Origin of the sequence: Terriglobus roseus DSM 18391, assembly GCF_000265425.1 — a bacterium.
Taxonomy (GTDB): Bacteria; Acidobacteriota; Terriglobia; order Terriglobales; family Acidobacteriaceae; genus Terriglobus; species Terriglobus roseus.
Genome location: NC_018014.1, coordinates 2927544 through 2951603, shown reverse-complemented (window position 1 = coordinate 2951603; position 24060 = coordinate 2927544). Strand labels below are relative to the sequence as shown.

General features: G+C 59.3%; 23 protein-coding genes and 1 other RNA gene. 9 read left to right on the top strand and 15 right to left on the bottom strand.

Annotation, left to right across the window (positions count from 1 at the left end):
• Window positions 1-12: 12 nt before the first annotated feature.
• Window positions 13-1758 (bottom strand): hypothetical protein, encoded by a 1746-nt coding sequence (locus TERRO_RS12095; RefSeq protein ID WP_014785942.1) that lies wholly within the window; start codon window positions 1756-1758, stop codon window positions 13-15.
• A 649-nt stretch (window positions 1759-2407) separates the two neighbouring features.
• Window positions 2408-2762, bottom strand: a transfer-messenger RNA (tmRNA) gene (gene ssrA, locus TERRO_RS22700).
• A 197-nt stretch (window positions 2763-2959) separates the two neighbouring features.
• Between ssrA and TERRO_RS12090 the strand changes: the two genes are divergently transcribed.
• Window positions 2960-4063, top strand: coding sequence for an aldose epimerase family protein (locus TERRO_RS12090; protein ID WP_014785941.1), 1104 nt, complete (start codon window positions 2960-2962; stop codon window positions 4061-4063).
• A 6-nt stretch (window positions 4064-4069) separates the two neighbouring features.
• On the opposite strand, the gene ligD is transcribed toward TERRO_RS12090, so the two are convergent.
• The 5 genes from ligD to TERRO_RS12070 all read right to left on the bottom strand — a co-directional run bounded on the left by ligD (window position 4070) and on the right by TERRO_RS12070 (window position 10616).
• Window positions 4070-6919 carry a DNA ligase D gene (ligD, locus tag TERRO_RS12085; RefSeq protein ID WP_014786166.1) on the bottom strand — a complete coding sequence of 950 codons (2850 nt, stop codon included), beginning with the start codon at window positions 6917-6919 and terminating at the stop codon, window positions 4070-4072.
• A 77-nt stretch (window positions 6920-6996) separates the two neighbouring features.
• A complete protein-coding gene (gene ku / locus TERRO_RS12080) occupies window positions 6997-8019 on the bottom strand; it encodes a non-homologous end joining protein Ku (protein ID WP_014785940.1) in 1023 nt (340 codons plus the stop codon).
• Window positions 8020-8233: 214 nt separating this feature from the next.
• A complete protein-coding gene (gene aceB / locus TERRO_RS12075; protein ID WP_342612583.1) occupies window positions 8234-9691 on the bottom strand; it encodes a malate synthase A in 1458 nt (485 codons plus the stop codon).
• On the bottom strand, window positions 9651-9824 hold the full coding sequence (locus tag TERRO_RS23660) for a hypothetical protein (RefSeq protein WP_245536078.1): 174 nt from the start codon (window positions 9822-9824) through the stop codon (window positions 9651-9653). The genes aceB and TERRO_RS23660 overlap by 41 nt, the downstream gene beginning before the upstream one ends.
• Before the next feature lie 3 nt (window positions 9825-9827).
• Complete coding sequence (locus tag TERRO_RS12070) at window positions 9828-10616, bottom strand: 2-keto-4-pentenoate hydratase (protein WP_014785938.1); 789 nt, start codon at window positions 10614-10616, stop codon at window positions 9828-9830.
• 152 nt (window positions 10617-10768) lie between these two features.
• Between TERRO_RS12070 and msrP the strand changes: the two genes are divergently transcribed.
• Window positions 10769-11731, top strand: a complete 963-nt coding sequence (gene msrP / locus TERRO_RS12065) for a protein-methionine-sulfoxide reductase catalytic subunit MsrP (RefSeq protein ID WP_014785937.1) — start codon at window positions 10769-10771, stop codon at window positions 11729-11731.
• Between the two features lie 132 nt (window positions 11732-11863).
• On the top strand, window positions 11864-12550 hold the full coding sequence (locus tag TERRO_RS12060; protein ID WP_014785936.1) for a protein-methionine-sulfoxide reductase heme-binding subunit MsrQ: 687 nt from the start codon (window positions 11864-11866) through the stop codon (window positions 12548-12550).
• Here the strand turns inward: TERRO_RS12060 and TERRO_RS12055 are convergent.
• Window positions 12547-13284, bottom strand: coding sequence for a PIG-L deacetylase family protein (locus tag TERRO_RS12055; protein WP_014785935.1), 738 nt, complete (start codon window positions 13282-13284; stop codon window positions 12547-12549). The two genes, TERRO_RS12060 and TERRO_RS12055, sit on opposite strands and share 4 nt — an antisense overlap.
• Window positions 13269-14054 carry a ribonuclease HII gene (locus TERRO_RS12050; RefSeq protein WP_014785934.1) on the bottom strand — a complete coding sequence of 262 codons (786 nt, stop codon included), beginning with the start codon at window positions 14052-14054 and terminating at the stop codon, window positions 13269-13271. The genes TERRO_RS12055 and TERRO_RS12050 overlap by 16 nt, the downstream gene beginning before the upstream one ends.
• 330 nt (window positions 14055-14384) lie before the next feature.
• On the opposite strand from TERRO_RS12050, the gene TERRO_RS12045 reads away from it, so the two are divergent.
• The gene (locus tag TERRO_RS12045; RefSeq protein WP_157178341.1) at window positions 14385-15200 is read left to right on the top strand and encodes a hypothetical protein; all 816 of its coding nucleotides are present in this window, start codon (window positions 14385-14387) and stop codon (window positions 15198-15200) included.
• Window positions 15201-15264: 64 nt separating this feature from the next.
• Here the strand turns inward: TERRO_RS12045 and rplS are convergent, their stop codons facing one another.
• From rplS to TERRO_RS12015, 6 genes are all read right to left on the bottom strand, one after another.
• On the bottom strand, window positions 15265-15621 hold the full coding sequence (gene rplS / locus TERRO_RS12040; RefSeq protein ID WP_014785931.1) for a 50S ribosomal protein L19: 357 nt from the start codon (window positions 15619-15621) through the stop codon (window positions 15265-15267).
• Window positions 15622-15718: 97 nt separating this feature from the next.
• Complete coding sequence (trmD, locus tag TERRO_RS12035; RefSeq protein ID WP_014785930.1) at window positions 15719-16588, bottom strand: tRNA (guanosine(37)-N1)-methyltransferase TrmD; 870 nt, start codon at window positions 16586-16588, stop codon at window positions 15719-15721.
• Between the two features lie 40 nt (window positions 16589-16628).
• Window positions 16629-17198: a ribosome maturation factor RimM gene (gene rimM, locus TERRO_RS12030; RefSeq protein ID WP_014785929.1), complete on the bottom strand. Its 570-nt coding sequence runs from the start codon at window positions 17196-17198 to the stop codon at window positions 16629-16631.
• The gene (locus tag TERRO_RS12025; protein ID WP_245536077.1) at window positions 17199-17411 is read right to left on the bottom strand and encodes a KH domain-containing protein; all 213 of its coding nucleotides are present in this window, start codon (window positions 17409-17411) and stop codon (window positions 17199-17201) included.
• A gap of 260 nt (window positions 17412-17671) precedes the next feature.
• Window positions 17672-17929, bottom strand: a complete 258-nt coding sequence (gene rpsP / locus TERRO_RS12020; protein ID WP_041592573.1) for a 30S ribosomal protein S16 — start codon at window positions 17927-17929, stop codon at window positions 17672-17674.
• 169 nt (window positions 17930-18098) lie between these two features.
• Complete coding sequence (locus TERRO_RS12015) at window positions 18099-18956, bottom strand: alpha/beta hydrolase (RefSeq protein WP_014785926.1); 858 nt, start codon at window positions 18954-18956, stop codon at window positions 18099-18101.
• Between the two features lie 56 nt (window positions 18957-19012).
• Between TERRO_RS12015 and TERRO_RS12010 the strand changes: the two genes are divergently transcribed.
• The 5 genes from TERRO_RS12010 to TERRO_RS11990 all read left to right on the top strand — a co-directional run bounded on the left by TERRO_RS12010 (window position 19013) and on the right by TERRO_RS11990 (window position 24053).
• Window positions 19013-19723: an esterase family protein gene (locus TERRO_RS12010; RefSeq protein ID WP_014785925.1), complete on the top strand. Its 711-nt coding sequence runs from the start codon at window positions 19013-19015 to the stop codon at window positions 19721-19723.
• Window positions 19724-19838: 115 nt separating this feature from the next.
• Complete coding sequence (locus TERRO_RS12005; RefSeq protein ID WP_014785924.1) at window positions 19839-20828, top strand: ATP-grasp domain-containing protein; 990 nt, start codon at window positions 19839-19841, stop codon at window positions 20826-20828.
• The gene (locus tag TERRO_RS12000) at window positions 20825-21346 is read left to right on the top strand and encodes a hypothetical protein (protein WP_014785923.1); all 522 of its coding nucleotides are present in this window, start codon (window positions 20825-20827) and stop codon (window positions 21344-21346) included. The genes TERRO_RS12005 and TERRO_RS12000 overlap by 4 nt, the downstream gene beginning before the upstream one ends.
• Window positions 21347-21463: 117 nt before the next feature.
• On the top strand, window positions 21464-22567 hold the full coding sequence (locus tag TERRO_RS11995; protein WP_014785922.1) for a carboxylate-amine ligase: 1104 nt from the start codon (window positions 21464-21466) through the stop codon (window positions 22565-22567).
• A gap of 217 nt (window positions 22568-22784) precedes the next feature.
• Entirely contained in the window at window positions 22785-24053 is a 1269-nt protein-coding gene (locus tag TERRO_RS11990) for a pyridoxal phosphate-dependent aminotransferase (RefSeq protein WP_014785921.1), read from the top strand.
• The last annotated feature ends 7 nt before the right edge of the window (window positions 24054-24060 follow it).

The window sequence follows — 24060 nt, the reverse complement described above, 5'->3', positions numbered from 1 at the left end:
AATCGCTTTCCGCTAGGGCACTGTGTAGAGCAATGTGACTGCTGTATTGTCGGCGTGCATCTTCGAGAGCGTGAATGTCAGCACGGTCCCGTGAGGTACGTCCGTGTTGACGATATTCAGAGTGAATGCCCGCGAGGTGTCGCTGTTGGCGTCATTTTCGACGGCGAAATTTGCAGCAAGCTGGTTTGCATCGGAGCCCTGGACTGAGAGCAACGTGACGCCTGTGAGGCCTGTGCCTTTGATCGAGCCGCTGACCTTTCCGCCCTTGGCCCAGTTGGCGCTGTCGAAGCTAAGGGCGGGATCGGGGAGGGTGTAGATGTAAGGGGTGCTGGTGGTGGTCGTGTTGTCCTGCGCGGTTTTGGAGACGACAAAGCTTAGCTTCGCGCCGGATGCCAGGTCTGATGAGCCAACGGTGGCCTTATAGGTCATGATGGAATCAGTGGATGCCGGATCAATGGTGATGGCGCTGAATGGAGAGGTTGTGGTGCCACCTGGACCGGGGCTTGTCACGGAAAGCGCTGCGCCCGACAAGAAGGTTCCCATTAGAGAGCCTGTCAATGTCTTTGAGGCTTTCCAGTCATCGGCCAGAGTTCCTGCGTTCAGGTTTACCGATGAGATCGTCGCTGGGACGGAGGCTGCGTCGATGGTCATCACGCCGCCCACGACTAACCGAATTGTGTTCAAGCTGACCCTGTTCAGCATGTCGACGGCGTAGCAAAAAGCGGGTGGTTCGCCCGGCTGGCCGCAAGGATTCAGGTTTTTACTTTCCGGAGATTTCTTTTTCAGTTCTGCATAATGCCGTTCATACTCCATCACGGAATTGAACATAGCGCACCGCACGGAGGGCTTTTCTTTATCCCCGGTCACGCAGGCGACCGGCTCGAAGATGCCCAACTCCTCCAGTTGTTTCATGAGCAGGCCAGGGCCTTTTTTTCTGTCTTTCTCAAGTAAAAGTTCGGCGGGGTTAAAGAATGCTGCCGGTGCTTGTTTGTATATTTTCTGAAGACTGGGCGTGAGGAATCTGTCCAAGGGAAAGAATGCCACCACGATGTCCGCCGACTTGGCGGCGATGACATGATTTGTCCGGAAACCGATGTCATTCAAGAGGTTTAGTTGGGTCTGAGAGTTATCCGGCCAGATAGCACCTATGGCAGGAACTACGTAACTGCTGAAAGCTGTCACGCTGGGTGAGAAGAGGTCGCTTGCCGTGGAGTAGGCGAGGCCGCCAGCAGTGGCGCCAACGGCTGTGGCGATGTGGATGGCCCAGTTTCGGGCGCTCCACAGTTGTGCGTCCTGGAAGTCGGTGCGTACCGTGCGCACTTCAGCACTGGCTACCTGTGATGGGTTGGTCTGTGCTTGCCAGGCCGTCGTCTCCACGCGCGCTTTGTCGGTCATGCCAGCAAAGATGCCGCTAAAGAGCCACTTACTGTAATCGAGAAAGACGCTGTGCAGGATTACACTCTGCCTGGGGTCTCGATTGGATACGATGAGTGAGACTGCCGCGTACTTATCCGCCAGTTCTCTGCCAAAGGTGCGTTTGGTGACGCTGTAGGGAAGCAGCACGGCTTCGACGCTGACCGACGATGCCAGATCGCTTACCGTGGTTACGGAAATTCCGGCCTCATTCACCTTCTTTAGCCTGCCTGCCAATTCTCCCTGCGCTTCATTGGCTGTGTCGACCACCTTCGCGGAAAGGGGCAGCGCAGTAACGAGAGCCAACGTCAGGATGAGCGAAACTACAACCCCTGGTTTCTTCATGAGGATGCTCCGAAAAGCGAAGTTGGCGACAGTGAAACGAGCTGCAGTGTGCAACGACTTAACCAATGTCTGCAAAGAGCTATGCACTTTATGAAAGGACTCCGCGGCGGTGCCGCCCAATCGACGTGGGAGATAGCCTCAATAACTTCACGTGGCACGTGCGCTACCAAAGAGATTTCATGGATTTCAAGTCTAGTAACTTCAACACCCAGCTTTGAGGAGAAGAGCCCAACGTGGGAATAGCCGCGGATTGACAGCATCTTTTGATCGAGGCGCAGCAGATGCGTGACTCTATCTGTCGGGCAGGGGGTCTCTGTCCGGGAGGATTCCATTGGCCTTCGGTCGGCCGGATAGCACAAAACCTATATAGTGGGAAACCTGCCCAAACCGCGCCGGTGATTCGTCGGTCTTGGTCGGCGACTGAGCGTCCGGTTACTCATCTCGTTCAACGAGATCGACAGCTGACGAAGGGAAGTGACGTTGAGCTCGCGCAGCGCGCATGCGGATCCTTCCGACGGAAAGGTCGTCGGGAATCTGGAGGGGACTATGTCGCTCAGGAGGTAATCGGGCCGAGAGGGCGTTCCGACGGGTGTGTCGAAACTTCAACCATTGGCGTTTGCCGACGCGCGCTGCCGTATTTTGAGATGGGTGGTGGAGGCGGGGAGAATCGAACTCCCGTCCGAAGAAACCAACGACAGAGAGCTTTCATGCTTTTTCCTGGTTCATTTTTGTCTCGTCACCGGAACTTAGAACGGACGAAGATGCGCCGGCGACCAGTCTGATCGATCTCGTCATTGCCGTACAGACGGAACAGCTTTGACCAGCCTACTGTGCGACGATCGGTACAGGCCCATAGGCGAAGCTTGAGCGATCGGCTACTTAACTAATTAAGCAGCAAGAGCGAACTGAGGTTCGGCACTTATAGTTTTGGGCGCGATTACGGGTGTACCCACCCCGGCATGCCTCTCTGCCACAAGCAACCCCGTCGAAACCATGACGCCCCCACTTGGTGGAGCAGCTTCGAGCGTTGCATAACTGCAGCGCTGTCAAAGAACTACATACAGTATAGGTCCTTGTGAAGGCCACCACAACAGCGTGTTGCGCCGGCTTGTAGGAGTGTCTGCGTTCGCGCGTGGCTGAGCGGGCCGGTTATACTTCGCCGGTGCCGCGATTGCGGCGTTGGAAGGCGGGAACTGTGACAATGAAACACGCGATTGCGCTGCTGGCGCTGGGATTGGTTGGAATGAGCTTAGAAGCACAGGTAACCAAGGCTGCCTTCGGGACGACGAAGGACGGCAAAGCAGTGGACATCTACACGCTGAAAGACGCCAGCCTGGAAGTGAAGATCATCACCTACGGCGCTCGAATCCAGAGCGTGCTGGCTCCCGACAGCCACGGCAAGGTGGGGAACGTCGTGCTGGGCGCGGCCAATCTTGACGGGTACGTCAACGATGGTGGAACGTACTTTGGCGCCGTGGTTGGTCGCTACGGGAATCGCATTGCGAAGGGCCAGTTCACGATCGATGGCAAGACCTTCCACGTGCCGATCAACAACAATGGCCAGTCGCTGCATGGCGGGACCGACGGCTTCTCGGCGCGTGTGTGGACGGCAAAGGTGATCCCCGAGGGTGTGGAGATGACGCTGGTATCGCCCGATGGAGACCAGGGCTATCCCGGTGAGCTGACCGCTCACGTGCGCTATACGTTGAAGGGCCATGCGTTGCAGATCGCTTACAGCGCCACGACGACGAAGGCGACGGTCCTGAACCTGACGAACCACTCCTACTTCAACCTGGGCGGTGAGGGGAATGGGACGATCGTGAATCACAAGGTCCAGATCGATGCTGACCGCTACACGCCGGTCGATTCGGTTTTGATCCCGACGGGCGATCTGCCGCCGGTTGCCGGTACGCCGTTTGATTTCCGCACGCCGCACACCATTGGCGAGCGCGTCGACACGAAGAACGACCAGCTGAAGCTGGGTGGCGGTTACGACCATAACTGGGTTCTGAACGGCAAGTCGGGCGTTCTGCGCACGGCAGCCGTTGTCTCGGAGCCGACGTCGGGCCGCACGCTGACGGTGTCGACCACGGAGCCGGGCGTCCAGTTCTATACGGGCAATTCGATGAAGGACGGCGTGAACACCGGCACGGGCGGTGCGAAGTACGTCCGTCGCGGTGGCTTCTGCCTGGAGACGCAGCACTTCCCGGATTCGCCGAATCATCCGGCGTTCCCGAGCACGCTGCTCAAGCCGGGGCAGACCTTCCATTCGATGACGGTCTTCACCTTCGGCGTTACGAAGTAACCGCGTTCAGGAGCGCTTCGTCTTTCCGGCGAAGCGCTCCAGAGCATCCTTTGGTATGGTCTGTTTCACCTTGAGCACGGCCTGCCAGGGGTCTCTCGCCAGCCTATGCTGCCATGTTGCGAAGTCTTTGACGGTGTAGCGCGGGCGTTCGCTGCCGGCGAGTTCTTCCCACTCCAGCGGCACGCTTACTGGTAGTCCTGTGCGGGCTCGCATGCTGTAGGGTGCCACGGCGGTGGCGCCACGTTCATTGCGCAGATAGTCCAGATAGATCTTGCCGGTGCGTGCGGCCTTCGACATTTTTGACAAGTAGAGTTCAGGACGGGCGGTTTCCATTGCCTGCACGAGGCCGTGCGTCCAAGCCTTGATGATCGAGAAGTCGTGCTCTGGTGTGACGGGAAAACATACGTGCAGGCCCTTGCCGCCTGTGATCTTGAGGAAGCTTTTCAGCTTCATGGCGTCGAGCAGGCTGCGCACTTCCAGCGCGGCTTCGCAGACGGTGGACCAGGGCAAGCTCTCGTCGGGGTCGAGGTCGATGATGATGCGGTCGGGCTCCTCGAGGTGGTCGTTGTGCGAGCCCCACGGGTGGATCTCAAGAACAGACATCTGCGCCAGCCCGGCGAGTGCTTCCGCGTCGTTCAGCGTGATGTAGGGCTCGGGTGCGCCGCCTTTCTTGTCCGCGACCATCACGGAGCCGACGCCTTTTGGCAGCATGTGATTGACGTGCTTCTGGTAGAAGCATTGGTTCGAAGAGCCTTCTGGGCAGCGGACGAGGCTGAGTGGACGGTCGGCGATGTGTGGGAGCATCTGCGGTGCGACGGCCCATAGGAACTCTGCGAGTTGCTGCTTGGTGATGCCGCTCTCGGGATCGACTATTTTGTCGGGGTGAGTCAGGCGGATTGCCGGCATTGGCGTGGTGGCTGCAGCTGCATTCTTCTGAGCGCTAGTAGGCTTCGCGTCCTTCTTTGCGTTGATGCTGACCACTTTGTTTGCCTTGGCCTTGTGGACGACTTCAGTGGACGCGCTGGGCTCGGGATCGGCTTTTGTGCTGGCTGCGACAGGCTTGTATTTTGCGGAGGGTGGGCCGATCTCGCGGCGTACTTCGTCTGCTGGCTTGTCTTCGCGCAGGCCTTGATACGACGCCTGTCGGACCTGCTGGTCCCCGGTCCACGTGGAGAAGCGCACCTGTACGACGAGTTCGGGCTTGACCCAGTGGGCACCGCGGCGGCCTTCTGCGCTGATGGCGGTGAAGGGCATCGTCTTCTGCTCGAGGGCGTCGAGTTTGTCGCGGAGCATCTTGTGGATCTTCTGCGTGAAGCCGGTGCCGGTGCGGCCGGCGTAGATCAGCTTGCCTGCATCGTCGTAGTAGCCGAGTAAGAGGGAACCGATGCCGCGTGTGCCGTTGGAAAGGTCAACCCATCCGCCGACGACGAACTCCTGCTCATGCACGCACTTTGACTTGACCCACTGTGCGCTTCGGCCTGGAGTGTAGGCGCCGTCCGCGCGTTTCGAGATGATGCCTTCGGCGTGCAGTTCGCAGGCAGCGTGAAAGATCCTGGTGCCATCGCCGATCATGTCTTCGCTCATGCGGACATCGCCGTCCTCGGTGACTAAGCTATGCAAGAGGGCTTTGCGTTCGCGCAGCGGCAGGGCGCGTGTGTTGTGTCCGTTGAGGTGCAGCAGGTCGAAGACGAAGAAGGTGAGTGGGTGCTTCTCGTTCTTCTCAAAGGAGGCCTGCAGGCGCGCGAAGCTTGAGAGGCCTTTGTCATCGAGAACGCATACTTCACCGTCGAGGATGGCATCCTCCACTGCGAGTTGTTTAACCGCTTCAGCGATGGGCTTCATTCGGTGCGTCCAGTCGAGGCCGCTGCGTGTGTAGAGTTCCACGTTGTTACCGTGTTTGCGTGCCTGCACCCGGTAGCCGTCGAGTTTGAGTTCGTGCACCCATTCGTCGCCCGCGGGCGGTGCGGTTGTCTCTCCTGCGAGCTGTGGCTTCAAGAAGTCTGGCAGCTTCTCTTGCGGCAGCTTTTCGATTTGTGCGGGAACTACTGGAGGAGACTTTGCCTGTTTCGGTGATGCCTTACTTGTGGTCTTAGCGGAGGGCTTCGCTGCAGGCTTGCTGGCTGCTTTGTCGCTGGTCGAGGCCGCGTCGGCATCACGTGCACGATCCCGGTACCAGGCAGGGCCCTCGCCGGCGGTCTCCTTGCTGTTCCACACGTGCGTGCTGGCTGTGGCGATCTCTTCGAGTGTGCGGCCGGTGACGGCTGAGTTGGGCATCTCTTCCGTGATGCAGGGATCGTCGGGGCCGCGCTCGAAGTCGTCGTGCTCCTTGATCAGCAGCCAGTTGGGCTTGCCTTCCTGCGCGGCCTTGCCGCCCATGCGGACGAGGGTCCAGTTGCCGTGCATCTTGGTGCCGTTGATGCCGAACTTGAGTGAGCCTTTGCGCAGACCCTCATCCACGTCGACGTGCGGCTCCCAAGTTCCCTGGTCCCACACCATGACGGTGCCCCCACCGTATTGGCCGCGAGGGATGATGCCTTCGAAGCCGCCGTACTCCATGGGATGGTCTTCTACCTGCACGGCCAGTCGCCGGTCATGCACGTTGTAGCTGGGACCCTTGGCGACTGCCCAGCTCTTCAGGACGCCGTTCCAACCCAGGCGGAAGTCGTAGTGGAGGCGCGTTGCTGCGTGCTTCTGTATGACAAAGGGAAGCGCTTCGGGCTTCTTCGATTTTGTCCCGCCGCTTGGCTCTGCTGTGACCTTAAAGTCGCGCATGGAGCGATAGCGTGCGAGTTGTTCATCGACAGCGTCGCCTGCGCTGGATGCTGCGGAAGTCGAGGCCTTCTTTGCCTTTGCCATGGGAGTTTATGATGCGCCGCTGCACAGAAAAAGCAAGGTGCGACCGAAGTCGCACCCTGTGTGTAGTGGTCGACACGCTATGCGGACTTATGCTTGGGAGCGGACTTTGCCGGTTTGACACTGGCGGATGCCTTCTTGCGTTCCGGAGCGACGTGGTCGCGGCGCGGCATCTCCGTTACGGTGCTCTTCTTCGAGGACTTCTTCGTTTCCGTCTTTGCGGCGGTCTTCTTCGTTCCGGGCGGCGGTGCGTCCGTCTCGTCCTCAGAGTCGGACTTGCCCGCAAGGCTGCTACGCAGGGCATCCATCAGGTTGACGACCTTGGCGCGTTTCGGGGCCGGCTCATCAACAGGGATAGGCTCGTTGTGGACCTTCGCGTCGACGAGTTCCTTGAGCGCGATCTCGTAGCCATCCTTGTAGCGCTTCGGATCGAACTTTGCGGTCTTCTTCTTGATGAGTTGCTGTGCCAGTTCGAGCTGGTCTTCTTCGATCTCGACTTTCGGAATGCTAGCGAAGTACTCGTTCGGATTGCGCAGTTCTTCCTGATAGCGCATCGTGTAGGCCATCAGGCCGCGGCCCTCGTCGTCTTTGCTGGCCATGATGGCGACGACGTGTTCGCGACCGGCGAAGGCGATCTTGCCGATGCCAACCTTGCCGGCTTTGCCCATGGCTTCGCGGACTACGGCAAAGGCTTCGGCCTGTGCGTCGCCATCGGGCGCCACAAAGTATGGCTTTTCAAAGTATGCGGGATCGATCTCGCTCTCATCGACGAATTGTTCGATGGAGATGGCGTGCTTCGACGGGACGCGGAGGTTCGCGATCTCGCTGGGCTCGATCATGACGTACTGGCCCTTGGTGTACTCGTATCCCTTGACGATGTCGTCTTTGCCGACGGTCGCCGAAGCCTGAGTCTCTTCTTCACCACCGCCGTCGTTCTCCTCGAGAGACGATGCGAGCACCTTCTGGTGACGGACGCGTTCGCCGGTGGAGCGGCTGATCTGGTGAAAGCGAATCTGACTCTTTGCTTCGGTCGCGACGAAGAACTTTACCGCGAACGAGACGAGCGAGATCTGGATGGTGCCTGACCAATAAGGACGAGCCATAACGATGCGTGCTCCCTGTGTGCTTTGGTGTGATTCTTGCGGGGCACTGGCAGGATGTCTCGCGGGCACGACGATGTCAATGCCGTTACTGACTGATGATTGACTGAGTGGCCAATAGTTCCGGTGCCCGACGTTCCGATTTTTGGGGCGTTGCTTTCACGAAGCTTCGGAGGTCGCCGATCCCACGTCTCAGAATCGAGACGTGGGGCACCCGCTACGCCAGACCTTCTTTGAGGACCGATTCGTACGCGGGCAGCGTCAGGAAGTCCGTGAAGCGGTCACTGCGAACGAGGTCGCGCATCATGAGCGCGGCGCGTTCGTAGGCTGCAAAGCGCTTCGCGTCTACGGCTGACCTGGTCTTGCTCAGTTCGTCGTCAATGACGCTGTCGACCAGATCTGCCGTGACGGCGCGGCCGTCGGCCAGCACAGCGCCATGGTGGACCCATTGCCAGAGCTGGGCGCGGCTGATCTCTGCGGTCGCGGCATCCTCCATCAGGTTGAAGAGAGGGACACAGCCGATGCCGCGCAGCCAAGCTTCGACGTAGCCCAGACCGACCGCCACGTTTTGACGAAGACCGGCCTCGGTGATCTGGCCGGTCGGGATCTGGAGCAGGTCCGTCGCGGTTGCGGTGTAGTCGTCGAGCTTCTTATCGATCTGGTTTGGTCCCGGCATCAGGCGGTCGAAGACCTCCATGGCGATGGGTACGAGGCCGGGATGCGCGACCCATGTGCCGTCGTGTCCGTCGCCTGCTTCGCGCTCCTTGTCGGCGCGGACCTGCGCGAGAGCGCGTTCGTTTGCCTCGGGATCGCTCTTGATGGGGATGAAGGCGCTCATGCCGCCCATGGCGCTGATTTCGCGGTGGTGACAGGTCTTGATGGCGAGCTTCGAGTACGACCGCATGAAATGGGTCGCCATGGTGACCTGTCCGCGATCCGGCAGGAGGATGGTCTTGTCTGCGGCGAGCTTCTTGATGAACGAGAAGATGTAGTCCCAGCGACCGCAGTTGAGGCCGGCCGAGTGGTCGCGCAGTTCATAGAGGATCTCGTCCATTTCGAAGGTCGCGAGGATGGTCTCGATCAGCACGGTTGCGCGGACGGAGCCTTGCGGCACGCCGATGTAGTTCTGCGCGAAGACGATGGCGTCGTTCCACAGCCGCGCTTCCAGATGCGATTCCATCTTGGGTAGGTAGAAGTACGGTCCGGAGCCGCGTGCAAGCAGCTCTGTCGCGTTGTGAAAGAGGTAGAGGCCGAAATCGAAGAGGGAGCCGCTCATCGGCTCGCCATCCACGATCATGTGCTGTTCCGGCAGATGCCAGCCGCGCGGCCGTACGAAGAGCACTGCTGTCTTCTCGTTGAGCTTGTAGCTTTTGCCCGTCTCCGGGGCTTCGAAGGTGATGGTGCGGCGGACGGCGTCCCGCAGGTTTGCCTGACCTTCGAGGAGGTTGGTCCAGGTGGGTGTGGTGGAGTCTTCAAAGTCCGCCATGAAGACCTTCGCACCGCTGTTCAGCGCGTTGATCACCATCTTGCGTTCGACAGGCCCGGTGATCTCGACGCGACGGTCCTGGAGGTCAGCAGGGATCGGTGCGCAGCGCCAAGCGGCACTGCGAATGCTGGCGGTCTCCGGCAGGAAGTCAGGGCGTTCGCCTGCGTCCAAGTGCGCCTGGCGAGCGATGCGGGCCTGCAGCAGGCTCGAGCCGGCGGGCGTTGAAGTTACGGTGGAGTGCCGTCAGGAAGTTGACGGCGTCCGGTGTGAGGATCTGTTCGTCAGCGGGCGTAAGCGGCGTCTTGAATTCAATGGTCTGCATGGCTTACAGCTTCTCCGAGGCAAATTGCAGGCTGACGCGGCCTGCGTGGCTGAAGTTCGCGACCACTTCCGTGCCGTGCGAGGTCCAGGTAACGCCGGTCCAACTGCCGGTCGTAATCCAGTCGCCATGCTTGAGGCCGCCGGTGCGGGTGGCGCCTTCGTTTGCCAGATAGACAAGGAGGCGGATGAGGTCGCTGCCACCGGGGTTTGAGCCGGTGTTCTCCACGCGGACGGCGCCGTCGGCAGAGAGCGTGACCTGCTCCTGCGACCAATCGATCGTCTGCCAATTGGGGACTGCAGGACCGGCAACAAAGCCGCCGTGCATCTGGAGGTCGGCCAGCATACATTCGCGGGAGACAGATGTTGGATCGTTGTACGCCGATTCGAGGATCTCGATTGCCGGATGGCAGCTTCCGATGGCGGCGACAACTTCATCGCGCGTGTAAGGAAGTGCGCGTGGTGGCAGCGCAGTGCCGATGCGGAAGCAGATCTCTGCTTCAACGCCACGCAGGCGGTGATTCTCGCCGCGGAAGAGCGCTCCGTTCTCGCCCATCCATGCGGCGGGCATGGGTGCGAAGAAAGGCTCATGCTCCGGACTGCGCGCGCCGACTTTGTAGCCGGCGACGGGACGATAGGCTTCCGCCATGACGTCCTGAACGGCGAATGCCTCAGCTTCTGTTGCGGGGTGCAGCGCGACCGGAAGATCCGAAATCGGGGAGGCGGTGCGTCGCGCTGTCAGAAGAGTGTCCGCGGTCTGGCGTAGAACCGCCTCGCGTGCTGCCGGAATTGTCATGCAAGATACCTTTCGTCGTACGAACGTCCGCCCACAAGTCTTTCGCAATGTGCCGCCAGACGCAAACCGGTCGCCGTTTCAGCACGTCATACTAAGATGACAGCGTCGTGCTGTGATCTGTAGGGCGACACGTAGAGGAAGAGGTAAGCGAGATGTTGATCGGCAAAGCACCGGAGTTTAAGTCGTCTGAGATCACACCACGCGAGAGTTTCCTGAATCGCCGCAACCTCATCTTCGGTGGCCTGGCCGCAGCGGGACTGGCGTATGAGTGGCACCAGAAGATGCCGCCGCTCTTCACGCCGACGGTTCACGCTGCCACCAAGTTGCCGACGGTGCCGGGGCAGGCGCCCGCAGTGAGCGATGCCATCACGCCGCAGGGCAAGGCGACCAGCTACAACAATTTTTACGAGTTCGGCACAGACAAGGCCGATCCGAAGGCGAACGCGGGCAAGCTTAAGCAGCGGCCGTGGACTGTGAAGATCGAAGGCCTGTGCAATAACCCGAAGACGGTCGATATCGAGACGTTGCTGAAGTACAAGCCACTGGAAGACCGCACATATCGGTTCCGTTGCGTTGAAGCGTGGAGCATGATCATTCCGTGGGTGGGTTATCCGCTGGCGAACCTGATCAACTTTGCGCAGCCGAAGCCCGAGGCAAAGTACGTCGAGTTCATCTCGCTGGCGGACCGCAGCCAGATGGATCTTCCGGGTGGCTTCAACTGGCCCTATACCGAAGGTCTGCGTCTGGATGAGGCGATGAACCCGCTGGCGCTGTTGACCTTTGGCGCGTACGGCCAGACGCTGGAGAATCAGCAGGGCGCGCCCATCCGCGTGATCGTCCCGTGGAAGTATGGCTTCAAGTCAGCGAAGTCGATCGTGCGCATACGGTTTACCGACAAGCAGCCGGTGACGACGTGGAACGACATCTCGGCGTCAGAGTACGGTTTTTACTCGAATGTGAATCCGACGCACAACCACCCTCGCTGGAGCCAGGCACATGAGCGCCGCATTGACGCGAGCGTCTTCCCGCGTACGGTGGCAACGCTGCCATTCAACGGCTATGGCAACGAGGTGGCGTCGCTCTACAAGGGCATGGATCTGAACAAGAACTATTAGGTGTTTCTCGTTGCTCGTTTCTGGTTTCTTGTTTGAGATTCGCAGATCGCAGCAGGTTCTCGATGCGAGACTCACTTCCAGTCGACTTCGGAGCCTCGAAACTACGAAACGAGAAACTCAGAAACTGAATTCATGTCCAATCGCACGATCAAGATCCTGAAGCCTTTCGTATTCCTGCTGGCGCTGGTGCCGTTTTTTGGCATCGTGTGGAGCTTTCACGAGGACACACTCGGCGCGGATCCTGTGCAGACCATTACGCACTGGACTGGCGACTGGGCACTGTGGATGCTTTTGATCTCGCTTGCGATCACGCCTGTTCGTCGGCTCTCACCGAAGCTGGCCTGGCTTGTCCGTCTGCGCCGGATGCTGGGGCTGTTTGCGTTCTTTTACGCATCTCTGCACCTGCTGACTTATGTCTTGCTCTTCAGCGGATTTGATCTGCCTGGCGCGCTGGATGCGCTGCGCCAGGGACAGTTCCACGTGTTGCGTGAGGATTGGATCGCGGTCTGGCCCACGATGGTTGAGGACGTTGCAAAGCGCCGTTTCATCCAGGTGGGTTTGCTGTCGTATGTGATTCTGCTGGCGCTCGCGCTGACTTCGCCGCAATGGATCATGCGCAAGATGGGCGGTAAGCCGTGGCAGACGCTGCATCGGACCGTCTACATTGCGGCCGTCTTTGGGGTCATTCACTACTGGTGGCTGGTGAAAAAGGGGGTGCTGAGCCCCTGGAAGGACTCAGCTGTGCTTCTGGTGCTGTTGCTGGCTCGACCGGCCTACCAGTGGCTCAAGAAGAAGCCTGCTGTCCGCGTAGCGGCTTAGTCCTCGACGATGCCTTCGAACATGCTTTGCGTCAACACTGCGGCCTGCGGCGTGGACGCTGCGGCGAGTGTGTAGTGTTCACGATCGCCGTACTGATCCCAGAAGGGCTTCACGTTGTCCATTACAGGGACCTGCGAGGTGTGTTCGCGGAAGGCCGCGAGCTTCTGCTCTTTCACGGCTGAGACGTCGAGTACGACTGTCCAGGGTGCGGGCAGAAGCGCCTCGCGGTCCGGCAGCGTGAACTCCGTGCTCTGGTGATATAGCTTTTGTGGTGCGTGGGTTGGCAGACCAAGATCCGGGAAGCGCTTGCTGCGAGCCGACCAATGAAAGGCGGCGCTGGTGAAGCAGCTTGCCATGGTGTGGTCAGCGTGAACGTTCAGTGATCCGTCCAGACCGAAGGTGAGGACGATGTGCGGCTTCCATGTCCGCATGCGTTCTACGAGCCGCTTCGCAACGCCATTCAGTTCTTCGAATTCGAGTCGACCGTCCTGATAATCAAGGATCTCGTGTTTAGTGACGCCGAGCACGTCGCAGCTCCGTGCGAACTCGTCGCGCCGCATTCTGCCGAGATCCTGGCCGTCCGCGGAGCTGCCGCGGTTGGTCGCTGCCTGGCCGTCCGTCAGGCAAACTACGTAGGTTTCGCAGGAGGCCTTTGCGGCAAGTGCCAGCGCTCCGCCGAAGGCGAAACATTCATCATCGGGGTGTGCGACCACGCACATCAGGCGCTTTGACAAGGTTCCAACTCCTCCTGTAACTCGGCATCATCGAACAACAGATCAGTCATCACTACAGCTTGTTCCAGGGTCTCGTCCCCGAAGAACTTTGCCACCGGAGCAAAGGATCTGCGGTGCAAGGGGGTCGGGCCGTGTTCTTCCAGCGCGCGGCGATGTTCCGGCGTGGCGTAGCCCTTATGAGATGCGAGGCCGTACTGCGGGTGTGCGAGGTGCCACTCGCGCATCTGCGCATCGCGATAGACCTTAGCCAACACTGATGCTGCAGCGATCGACACGGACAGGGAATCCCCGTAGATGAGCTTGGTCTGCGCGCAGGGATGGTCGATCCGCATCGCGTCGATGAGCAAGTGATCCGGGACGCAGCCTAGTTGGTCGACTGCCAAACGCATAGCCAGGCGCGAGGCCTGGTAGATGTTGATCCGGTCGATGGTCTCGGAGTCGACCTCCCCCACCGCAAAGGCGATGGCACACTTGCGGATTTCGCGGTCCAGGAGTTCACGTTCCTCGCGGGTCAGTTGCTTGCTGTCGCGAAGACCGAGGCGCTGCAGCTTCGAGGTGCGTGGCGGCAGCACGACCGCTGCGGCCACCACGGAACCGAACAACGCGCCGCGGCCCACTTCGTCCACGCCGGCGATGCAGCAGAAGCCGTGGTAACGCAGCGCCTGCTCGGGTGCGTCAGAGCAGACGAGGTCTCGCAGCATCTGCTGCTTGGTCTGCCCTTCGGGAATCATCGGGCGCTTGCGACGAAGGTCTGTGGGGATGGTCGCCATGCTCTACCAGTGTACAAAGCAAAGGCTGCGGCAGCATCACAGGCAGACGCCGCCGCACAGCAGGTTGATCTCCATGGCAGGCCGCGTTGAAGGGATGGAGATGCGCCGTGGACGACTCGTGCTGGCCAGCGCTAGTCTCTCTACACAATCGATGTTCCGCAGGATACTCTCGCAACGTTGATACTTTCTAATGGAGACCCCATGCGCAGTCCCCGCTGCCTCAGTTTGACCTTGGCGGCCTTTGCTCTTCTGCCTGCCTGTGCCGTTTCCCAAAACTCCCCCGCGACGACTGTCGAGCCACCGACGGGCAAGGAGTCCAAGCCTGCCCAAGTGGCGCCGACACCAACGCCTAAGGGCGATCCGGCGTCCGCGGATCCGGCACCTGGTCTTGCGGCGGCTGAAAACGATGAGCCCTCCGCACACACTTTGAAGGTGTTACCGGCGGGTATGGAGCCGAACCCTCCGAGCGTCGAAGATCTCGCGGCGTCTGGTATGACGTGGCGTGGCGAGTATGAAGCGAGTTTCGACGGAACGCCGTTGGTCGGCCCCGATGCGCGCCCTTTACCTGTGCTCTACAACAAGAAGGGCAAGCGAGTTAAGTCGAAGATCAAGGTGGCGAAGTCCCATCCCATCAGCATCGTCGACGGCACAATGACAGTGGATGGATGGACGGGCAAGGCTCGTCTGAATCACGACATACCGGACCTGAAGTTCATCTATCTTTCCGCACCAACCATTGGCACGGTGATCGTATCGCAGTCTGCCTTTCCGGGCTCGCTGGAGCAGAAGGACGCGTTCCGTGAAAATACACTGAGCGTTAAGGTGGGCGACCACGAGTTTCAACTCGCGTCGGAAAAGCCGTTGACCGGCAAGAAGCCCGAGTCAGCCTGGGTGAAGTTCGATCCGCAATACACCGAGGATTCGCGCTATCCCGTGATGGGTTACGGGAGCACGGCCGGTGCTCCGTACGAGTGGCCCGGCGCAAAGCGGATAGAGAACAAGGAAGCTACGGTAGCTCCACCGCTGCCGACGGGCATGCGACCAAAGCTGGCAACAGCGGTCTGCATTACCAACTGCGGCAAGGTGCCGGGTTTCTCGCCGGCTGCTCAAGCGGTTCCAGCGGCGGAGCCAAGCCCCGCGAAGTAAATAAGTGAACAGCAACGAAAAACGAGCGCCCAAGGGGCGCTCGTCTCATTGAGGTGGAAGAAGCTTAAGCGGTGCGGCCCACTTCGCGCAGACGGGCGGCCTTACCGCGCAGACCACGGAGGTAGAACAGCTTGGCGCGACGCACTTCGTACGAGCGAACCTTCTCGACCTTGTCGACGACCTTCGAGTTGAACGGGAAGATACGCTCCACGCCCTGGCCGAAGCTCATCTTGCGCACGGTGAAGGAACCCTGGGGGCCATTCTTACGGGCGATGCACATGCCCTCGAATGCCTGAAGACGCTCTTTGTCGCCTTCCTTGATCTTTACCTGCACGCGGACGGTATCGCCCGGAGCGAATTCCGGAAGGTCAGTGCGCTCGAGCTTAGCCGCGAGCTTCTGCATGATGGGGTGAATCGACATAATGCTGTTTCCTTACTTAGAGTCGTGGATCAGTTTATCCCAAATAACGCCGAAAAACAATATCCGATATGGCGAAAGCGACTTTCCTGCAAGGGAATCACTGTTGGTTCGGCTCGGCGGATCTGCGTAGGCTTTCAAGAAACCTGCGATCCTCCTTGGTCAGCGGTGCCTCAGCCAGCAGGTCGGGACGATTTTGCAGCGTTTTCAGGAGAGCCTGTTGCCTGCGCCAGCGCCGAATGGCTAGATGATCGCCGGCTGCGAGGACGTCGGGGATGGCGACTCCGCGAAACTCGGCCGGTCGCGTGTAGTGAGGGTAGTCGAGCAATCCGGCAGATGCTGCAACGGCTTGTGGAGGTGCGTTCTCAGCGCGATCGGAGTCGTGGGCGTGGCCGAAGCTCTCGTAATGTGCGGAGTCCGGGTTCCCAAGAACGCCCGGCAGGAGCCGCGTGACGGCGTCCACGATGATGGCAGCGCCGAGTTCTCCGCCCGAGAGGACGTAGTCGCCGATGGAGAGTTCGCGGTCGCAGTGCATCTGGTTGACGCGTTCGTCTACCCCTTCGTATCGCCCGCAGACCAGAACGACGCGATCCATCGACTTCAACTCATGGGCCACCGCCTGTGTGAACCGTGATCCCTGTGCAGAGAGCAGGATCACCGTCTCTCGCCTGGGATCGCGGAGGGGCTTGGGCGACAGCCCCAGAGACTCAATCGCCTCGGAGAGTGGCTCGGGTTTCAGCACCATGCCTTCGCCGCCGCCGAACGGGCGGTCATCGACCGTGCGGTGGCGATCGTGGGTAAAGCTGCGCAGATCGACGGTGCCGATCTGTGCGATGCCGCTGTTCAACGCGCGCGCGACCACTCCGTTGCGGAGTGTGCTTTCAAAGAAGTCAGGAAAGATCGTCACGATATCGAAGCGGAGAGTCTGCTTCGGTTCGGCTGCAGTCGTTATGCTGGTTTCGGACGGCATGCCGCTATTCTTTCATCGGTTGGATTGCTGGCTGCTGCAGCTAGCCGTTCATGTCGACAAGGCCCTGCGGCAGGCGCATCTCAATCCGCTTCGCAGCGATGTCGATCTTTGCGATGAACTCATTGGCGAAGGGGATCATGACTTCATCGCCGTTTGCCCGGGTCACAACGAAGATGGATGCTGCTGTTTCGATGCGGCGACCCTGGGGATCCTGCGGGAAGTGCATGTCATCTACTTTCCCGATCTCGATCTCGCCGTCGGTCATGATGCACCCGATCAGATCGTTCACGTAGTACGTTTGCTCATCCAACGCAACTCGTTCTTCGGCAGGGATTTGCGCTTCGGCCTTAGTAAGCTTTTCGGCATCGGTGATGGAGTCGTAACCTGCGAACTTCAGTACGATTCGACCGGCGCTTCGGCCTACAGGCAGCCAGTGATCCTGGACGACCGCATCCGTGCGGAGGCCGCTGGGCGCGAGGAGGGATACGTTGGGACGATCTTTGAACTGGTCCGGGAAGTCCGTGAAGAGGTCACAAAGAACCTCACCGCGTCGACCCTGCGGACGGACGACGCGGGCCAGTGTCACCCAATCATTTGTCTGCGGAATCATCTATTCGGACTGCACATCGAGGCTGAAGCGCTGCTGTAGCTTGCTGCCGGCGGCACCAAGAATCGTGCGCAGTGACCGCGCTGTGCGACCCTGTTTGCCGATGAGCTTGCCGAGATCATCGGTGGCGACGTACAGCCGCAACACCGTCTCGGTCTCGAAGGTTTCCGCTTCAACACGGACCTTGTCCGGTTGGTCCACCAAGGCGGTCGCCATGCCAGTCATTAAGTCACACATCTGTTGCACAGAACCGGGGAGGGGATTGTCCGTCATACGTACCTTGGGGGTGAACTTGATCCGCTCTTGCGGCTGGAGGCGCTACCGCGCAGCGCCAGTGATCAGTTGGATGGTTGCTAAAGGGATACAGCTTCCACTTAAAAAGTTTCTACAGGGGTATGGCCTTGCAAGCAAGGAAAAAGCCACGTCTAAATCGCGTTTTTGCGACAGAAACGTGGCCTTTGTACCGCAATGGGAGATTATGCTGCTACGGGCTCGGCAGCTGCCGGCGCGGGTGCATTCTTCACAAGCTTGGCGACGATGTCCGACATCTGTGCGCCGACGCCGGTCCAGTAGGCAATGCGATCGTGCTTGAGCTCGACAGTTGCGGGCTCGGTGCGGGGATTGTAGGTACCAACCACTTCGATGGAACGGCCGTTGCGGGCGCGATCCTTCTCGATGACGACGATGCGATAGTACGGCTGCTTGGTGGCGCCTACGCGCGCCAGACGAATCATGACCACTGTTTTTACTTCCTCACTCTGAAAGATGTCTCGGTTACCCCGTTCGACGGGGCCAACTGCCGCGGCAGAGATTCTGCCGGCCGGGGAAACGCTTCGGCGCGCAGCTCTTTCCAACCAATCTATTGTGGGCCATTTTTCGCCGGAATACAAGGCGGCTGTGGGATCACCTGCGATTCCCCATGTCCGGAAAAAGAAATTGCAGAACCTCGGCGAACCGATCTGCCCAGGCATCCTCATTATGAATCGCCCCCGGAAACTTCCTGTACAGAAGGTCGTTTCCCTCCCGCCACCCTTTGCCTAGAAGCAATTGCGAGAGCAAATCGGCGTCGCGAACGTGACGCAGGCCCTCGCCCGTACCCATATCCAGCCAAATGCGGAGGGGCAGGCGGCTCTTCAGCGAGCGAACGTCGCGCAGAATCGAGCGGTTGTCCCACCAGATGGATGGAGACAGCACGCCAATGCGACCGAAGACGTTCGGGGACTTGAGACCTATCGCCAAGGAGATGAGGCCACCCAGGGATGAGCCAGCTATACCTGTGTGGTCTGCGCCTGAAAGCACGCGATACTCGGCGCGCAACATCGGGAGGAGTTCTTCTATCAGCAGTTGCGCGTAGAAGGGGCCTCTTCCGCCACCGAGCCTTGGGTCGGGCGTAGGGGTATAGTCCGCCATCCGAGTTGCGCCGGTGTTCGCTACGCCGACCAGGATCAAGGGTTCGACGCGACCTGCAGCGATCTCTTCATCTGCTGTAGTGCCCGCACGCCATGTGCTGCCTTTTACGTAGGCCAGGTCACCGTCAAAGAGATTCTGCCCGTCATGCAGAACTAAGACCGGGAAGCTGCGCTCGGGTTCGAGGAGGTAGGCTTCGGGCAGATAAAGGAAGAGGTCTCGAGGATTGGGAAGGTACTGAGACTCCCAGTCACAGATCCGAAGGTAGCGGCCCTGCGCTGCGACCTCTGCCATTCGTGGTCCCGGCGGGGTGATTTCCGTGTGAGTGTCGGGCTGGGAGGCAACGATTTCCATGAACTAAGATTCCTTCGAAGGGTACCAGAGCAGGCTTTTGCCGGAGGGCAACGCATATGCACCGCGAATACCACGTCGACCACTCTGCTGCCTTGGGCCGGCCAATGGAGCGCCTTGTCTTTGGGCATGACGGCTTGCCCGTAATCGTCTTTCCCACGTCCTGCGGCCGCTTCTATGAGTTTGAAGATCAGGGCATGGTGGCCGCAATCGAAAACAAGATTAACCGCGGCCAGATCCAGCTGTGGTGCGTTGACTCTGTTGACAGCGAAAGCTGGTACAACCGGGGCGTCAGCGGGCGCTGGCAGATCGCACGGCACCTGCAGTATGAGCAATACATCATGCACGAGGTGCTGCCGCAGGTTCGCCACAAGAACTGGAACCAGATGGTAGCGATGACTGGCTGCTCATTTGGCGGCTTTCACGCGGCCAGCATGGCGCTGCGCCACCCGGACAAGATCAACGCCATGCTCTCAATGGGCGGTGCGTTTGATCTGGCGCGTTTCCTGCGAGGGCACTACGACGACGATGTCTATTACACGCTGCCTATGGACTTTCTGCCAAATCTGAACGACCCCTGGTATCTGGATAAGTTCCGGCACAACACCTACGTCCTGGCGACCGGGCAACACGACCAATGCTGGAACGACAACGAGCGCCTCGCCGCCATGATGCGGAGCAAGGGCATCCCCGTCCGTCTGGATGTTTGGGGTGACAACACGGGGCATGACTGGCCCTGGTGGCGGAGAATGCTTCAGACTTATCTCTAGGAGTTGGGGTTTTTCGTTCTCCTCACACGCCGGGAAGCCGGCTCGCGTCCAGAGACTACGAAGCCAGAAACTACAGAACTCCGCCGTAACGCATCCACCAACTTAGGAGATAAGAATGAAGAAGATCGGCATCCTCTTCGGCATGGAAAACACCTTCCCTCAGGCTTTTGTGGACAAGGTCAATTCCATGAATGTGGATGGGATTACAGCGGAGTTTGTTGAGATCGGTTCGGTCAAAGAGGCTTGTCCGTGCGGCTATTCCGTCATTGTCGACCGCATCTCGCATGACGTTCCGTTCTACCGGGCTTACCTGAAGAATGCGGTTCTTACCGGAACGCATGTCATCAACAATCCGTTCTGGTGGAGCGCCGACGACAAGTTCTTCAACTACGCTTTGGCTGCGAAACTAGGTGTCGCTGTGCCGAAGACAGTCATTCTGCCGAGCAAGCAGATGCCGCCGGACACCAATGACATCTCGTTTCGGAATTTGCCGTATCCCTACGACTGGAAGAGCGTCTTCGACTACATCGGCTTTCCGGCGTTTCTGAAACCGCATGACGGTGGTGGATGGAAGGACGTCTTTCACGTCCACGATGAGCGCGAGTTCTTTGAAGCGTATGACCAGACGCGCGACCTTTGCATGACGCTGCAGGCTGCGGTCAAGTTCCGCGAGTATTTTCGCTGTTATGTGGTTGGACAGAGAGACGTGCGTATCATGCCGTACGATCCATCACGCCCGCACGCCGATCGTTATGTGCTGAATCCGCCGACTTATGAGCCCGCCTTGCTTGCACGCGTGGAGAAGGATGCGCTCACCCTGTGCAGGTCGCTTGGATACGACCTCAACACTGTCGAATTTGCGGTGGAAGACGGCATTCCCTACGCGATTGATTTCATGAACCCGGCGCCGGATGCGGATCTGAACTCTGTTGGTGAAGAAAACTTTCAATGGATCGTTGAGCAGGTGGCAAAGCTTGCCATTGAGCGTGCGCAAGCGAACGATGGCGAGTTGCCGGAATTGCGCTGGTCTTCCTTCCTGGGATATCAGCCAGACGTACAACCTGAGGCCGCGAAAGCTGCTCGTCAGAAGAAATCGATCAAATGAAGCACCTTCTCTCAGCGGTGATTCTGGTGCTTGCAAGTACGGCATGCGCGCAGCAGCAGACGGGTGCGCCCGCAGGCATTGCTGTACCACCTCTGCCAAAGTCTTCAGCGAGTGCGGCATCTGTCGATGCCCCTCCAGGTTCGCTTGTCTTTCGCGTGCGTTTGATTGATGGACGCAATGGCCAGCCTATTGCGAACGGTCATGTGAAGCTCTGGTATGACGAGCCTTCAGGCCCGGGGTATGAGTTTGCCACAGGGGCGCAGGGCATCGGGTTGATGCCTGCGCCCGTGGGCGATCCTCTGCGTGTTCTGGTCAGCAGCGTGGATTATAACGACTGCCGCCGACCGGCTCGATACGCTCCGCCGCGCGGATACAACATGACCGAAGTTGCTAAGTCGGGTGTTGCCGCGGAAAATACCTGCGGTAATGTGGCCGTGCATACGCAGCCCGGCGAGCTTGTCTTTTTCGTTCGCCCCACACGTTGGTACGAGAACCTGAATCGCAGCGTCGGGAACTGACGCCTGAGGATGTGCGGTGCGGGTGCTCGATGCTACTCTCGTTCTCACCCGTAGCTCTGTCGGGCTGGCGACATAGGAAAGCCACTCCCGGAATAGTGCGCGGCATCGGAGCTTGCTATGCGACCGTCGTTCACGTTGGGCATTGAAGAGGAGTACCAGACCATTGACCCCGTGACCCGCGATCTGCGCTCACATGTGGCGACGGAGATGCTGGAGAACGGCAAGCTGCGCCTGGAAGAGCGCGTGAAAGCCGAGATGCACCAGTCTGTCATCGAGGTCGGCACGAGGGTCTGCCACAACATCCAGGATGCTCGCGAAGACCTTTACGATCTTCGCCGCAATATGATTCGTTTGGCTGAGGAGAATGGCCTGGTGCTCGTCGCGGGCGCGACTCATCCCTTTGCTGACTGGCGTGAGCAGGAGATCTATCCCGATCCGCGTTACGACAAGGTCGTGGAAGATCTACAACTGGTGGCGCGCGCAAACCTGATCTTTGGCCTGCACGTTCACGTGGGCATTGAGGATCGGGAGGCAGCCATTCGCATCATGAATTCTCTGCGTTACTTTCTTCCGCACATCCTTGCGCTGTCCACGAATTCGCCCTTCTGGCTGGGCATGGACACGGGTTACAAGAGCTATCGCGCAAAGGTGTTTGAGAACTTTCCGCGTACGAATCTGCCGGACAGCTTCGCCTCGTACTCCGAATTCGAAAACTATGTGAATCTGCTGATCAAGACGAACAGCATCGACAACGCGAAGAAGCTCTGGTGGGACGTTCGGCCACACCCATTCTTCAATACGGTCGAGGTGCGCATTTGCGACATCCCCATGAGGGCGGAGGAGTCCGTGGCGATTGCGGCTCTGATTCAGGCGACGGCGATGAAGCTGCACTGTCTGCACGCAAACAACGTGGATTTTCGGCAGTACTCGCGTGCGCTGCTGATGGAGAACAAGTTCCGGGCGGTCCGATATGGTTTGGATGGCAAACTAATCGACTTCGGCAAAGAGACCGAGGTGCCCGAGCGCGAACTGATCGAGGAATACCTGCACTTCATCGACGACGTGGTCGACGAACTGGGATCGCGCAATGAAATCAACTACATTCGCACGATGCTGGAAAACGGCAGCGGGGCGGACCGGCAGTTGAAAGTCTGGCGTGAGACGAATGACCTGCGCGCGGTGGTGGACTACATGGCGTCCGAGACGCGCGCCGGACTGTAAGAAACCTAACCTTCGACGCCGTCTCGAAAAAAAAGTTGTGGTGCATTGCGCATTCGCGAAGAATTCACGCTATTGTGAAGGAAATCCTCATGCAAACAGCCGTCCTGCATGGGCGATCCCAAGCTTCAGTTCACAAGTTTCCTGCAAACGCAAAGTAGCGTCGTGTCGCCGACGTGTACCTCGATTCGTTCACCGCAGTTTCACTGAGGAGAGTCGTATGGATTTGAAGAACTTCGCTTCCGCCCAGCAGTATTTTTCCCGCCGTTCTTTCATGCGCACCGCTGGCATCGCTTCGGCTGCGGTGGCATCCATGCCCGCATTCGCAATGCAGGCCGCAGCTCCGGCCGCGCCGCAAGCAGGTCGCCGTGGTGGCGGCATGGGCGATGACATGGGCGGCGGACGTGCTCCGCGTGACCCCAACACCGTGATCATCTCGTCGAACGAGAACCCGCTTGGACCTGCTCCCGTCGCCCTCGAAGCGATCAGCGGCGCTGCCAAGAAGGGCGGCCGTTACGATCGTGAGTACTCTGCCGCGATGACCAAGGCGATCAGCGAGCAGTTCCAGTTGAAGCCTGGCTACGTCCGCATCTACCCGGGTTCGGGTGGACCGCTGGATCTGGCTCTCTACTCCAACATTGGACCGGACAAGGCGCTCATCCTGGGCGATCCCTCCTACGAGCAGGGTTTCCGCGCTGCACAGACCTGTAAGGCCAAGTACATCCAGGTTCCGCTGGATAAAAAGACCTACGCGTACGACGTGAAGGCGATGCTTGCTGCTCACCCGAATCCGGGTGCGTATTACATCGTGAACCCGAACAACCCGACCGGCACGATCACGCCGAAGTCGGACATCGAATGGCTCGTAAAGAACAAGCCTGCCGGTTCGGTTGTCATCGTCGACGAGGCCTATCACCACTTCTCGACCGAAGACTCCGTCATCGACATGGTTGCTGCAGACAAGGACGTCATCGTCCTGCGCACGTTCTCGAAGATCTACGGTATGGCAGGCGTTCGCGCCGGCTTCGCCTTCGGCCGTCCTGACCTGCTGGCGAAGTTTGAGACTGTCACGTCGAACAACCGCCAGATCGGTTCGATCTCGCTGACCTCGGCCGCAGCCGCAGCCGCCAGCCTGAACGATCCGCAGCTGGTTCCGCTGCGCCGCAAGATCAACAAGGACACGCTGGACAACACGCTCGAGTACCTGCAGAAGAACAACTTTGCATTTATTCCTGGTGCACAAGCCAACATGTTCATGGTTGACGTAAAGCGTCCCGGCGCCGAAGTGCAGCGCGCGATGCTTGGCGAGAAGGTGGCTATCGGCCGTGTCTGGTCGATCTACCCGACGATGGTCCGCGTGACCGTCGGTACACCGGAAGAGATGAAGAAGTTCCAGACGGCCTTCACCAAGGTCATGAACTCGCCCACCGCACCGGTGGCAGCTCATCTGGACATCAACGACATCCCGCACGAGCTTTACCGCGCATAACTCCTGC

What these genes read in the sequence shown, in the direction of transcription:
- TERRO_RS12095 (WP_014785942.1), bottom strand. Translation starts at nt 1,758, where the DNA reads ATGAAGAAACCAGGGGTTGTAGTTTCGCTCATCCTGACGTTGGCTCTC.
- TERRO_RS12090 (WP_014785941.1), top strand. Translation starts at nt 2,960, where the DNA reads ATGAAACACGCGATTGCGCTGCTGGCGCTGGGATTGGTTGGAATGAGC.
- ligD (WP_014786166.1), bottom strand. Translation starts at nt 6,919, where the DNA reads ATGGCAAAGGCAAAGAAGGCCTCGACTTCCGCAGCATCCAGCGCAGGC.
- ku (WP_014785940.1), bottom strand. Translation starts at nt 8,019, where the DNA reads ATGGCTCGTCCTTATTGGTCAGGCACCATCCAGATCTCGCTCGTCTCG.
- TERRO_RS23660 (WP_245536078.1), bottom strand. Translation starts at nt 9,824, where the DNA reads ATGCAGACCATTGAATTCAAGACGCCGCTTACGCCCGCTGACGAACAG.
- TERRO_RS12070 (WP_014785938.1), bottom strand. Translation starts at nt 10,616, where the DNA reads ATGACAATTCCGGCAGCACGCGAGGCGGTTCTACGCCAGACCGCGGAC.
- msrP (WP_014785937.1), top strand. Translation starts at nt 10,769, where the DNA reads ATGTTGATCGGCAAAGCACCGGAGTTTAAGTCGTCTGAGATCACACCA.
- TERRO_RS12060 (WP_014785936.1), top strand. Translation starts at nt 11,864, where the DNA reads ATGTCCAATCGCACGATCAAGATCCTGAAGCCTTTCGTATTCCTGCTG.
- TERRO_RS12050 (WP_014785934.1), bottom strand. Translation starts at nt 14,054, where the DNA reads ATGGCGACCATCCCCACAGACCTTCGTCGCAAGCGCCCGATGATTCCC.
- rplS (WP_014785931.1), bottom strand. Translation starts at nt 15,621, where the DNA reads ATGTCGATTCACCCCATCATGCAGAAGCTCGCGGCTAAGCTCGAGCGC.
- trmD (WP_014785930.1), bottom strand. Translation starts at nt 16,588, where the DNA reads ATGCCGTCCGAAACCAGCATAACGACTGCAGCCGAACCGAAGCAGACT.
- rimM (WP_014785929.1), bottom strand. Translation starts at nt 17,198, where the DNA reads ATGATTCCGCAGACAAATGATTGGGTGACACTGGCCCGCGTCGTCCGT.
- TERRO_RS12025 (WP_245536077.1), bottom strand. Translation starts at nt 17,411, where the DNA reads ATGGCGACCGCCTTGGTGGACCAACCGGACAAGGTCCGTGTTGAAGCG.
- rpsP (WP_041592573.1), bottom strand. Translation starts at nt 17,929, where the DNA reads ATGATTCGTCTGGCGCGCGTAGGCGCCACCAAGCAGCCGTACTATCGC.
- TERRO_RS12015 (WP_014785926.1), bottom strand. Translation starts at nt 18,956, where the DNA reads ATGGAAATCGTTGCCTCCCAGCCCGACACTCACACGGAAATCACCCCG.
- TERRO_RS12010 (WP_014785925.1), top strand. Translation starts at nt 19,013, where the DNA reads ATGCACCGCGAATACCACGTCGACCACTCTGCTGCCTTGGGCCGGCCA.
- TERRO_RS12005 (WP_014785924.1), top strand. Translation starts at nt 19,839, where the DNA reads ATGAAGAAGATCGGCATCCTCTTCGGCATGGAAAACACCTTCCCTCAG.
- TERRO_RS12000 (WP_014785923.1), top strand. Translation starts at nt 20,825, where the DNA reads ATGAAGCACCTTCTCTCAGCGGTGATTCTGGTGCTTGCAAGTACGGCA.
- TERRO_RS11995 (WP_014785922.1), top strand. Translation starts at nt 21,464, where the DNA reads ATGCGACCGTCGTTCACGTTGGGCATTGAAGAGGAGTACCAGACCATT.
- TERRO_RS11990 (WP_014785921.1), top strand. Translation starts at nt 22,785, where the DNA reads ATGGATTTGAAGAACTTCGCTTCCGCCCAGCAGTATTTTTCCCGCCGT.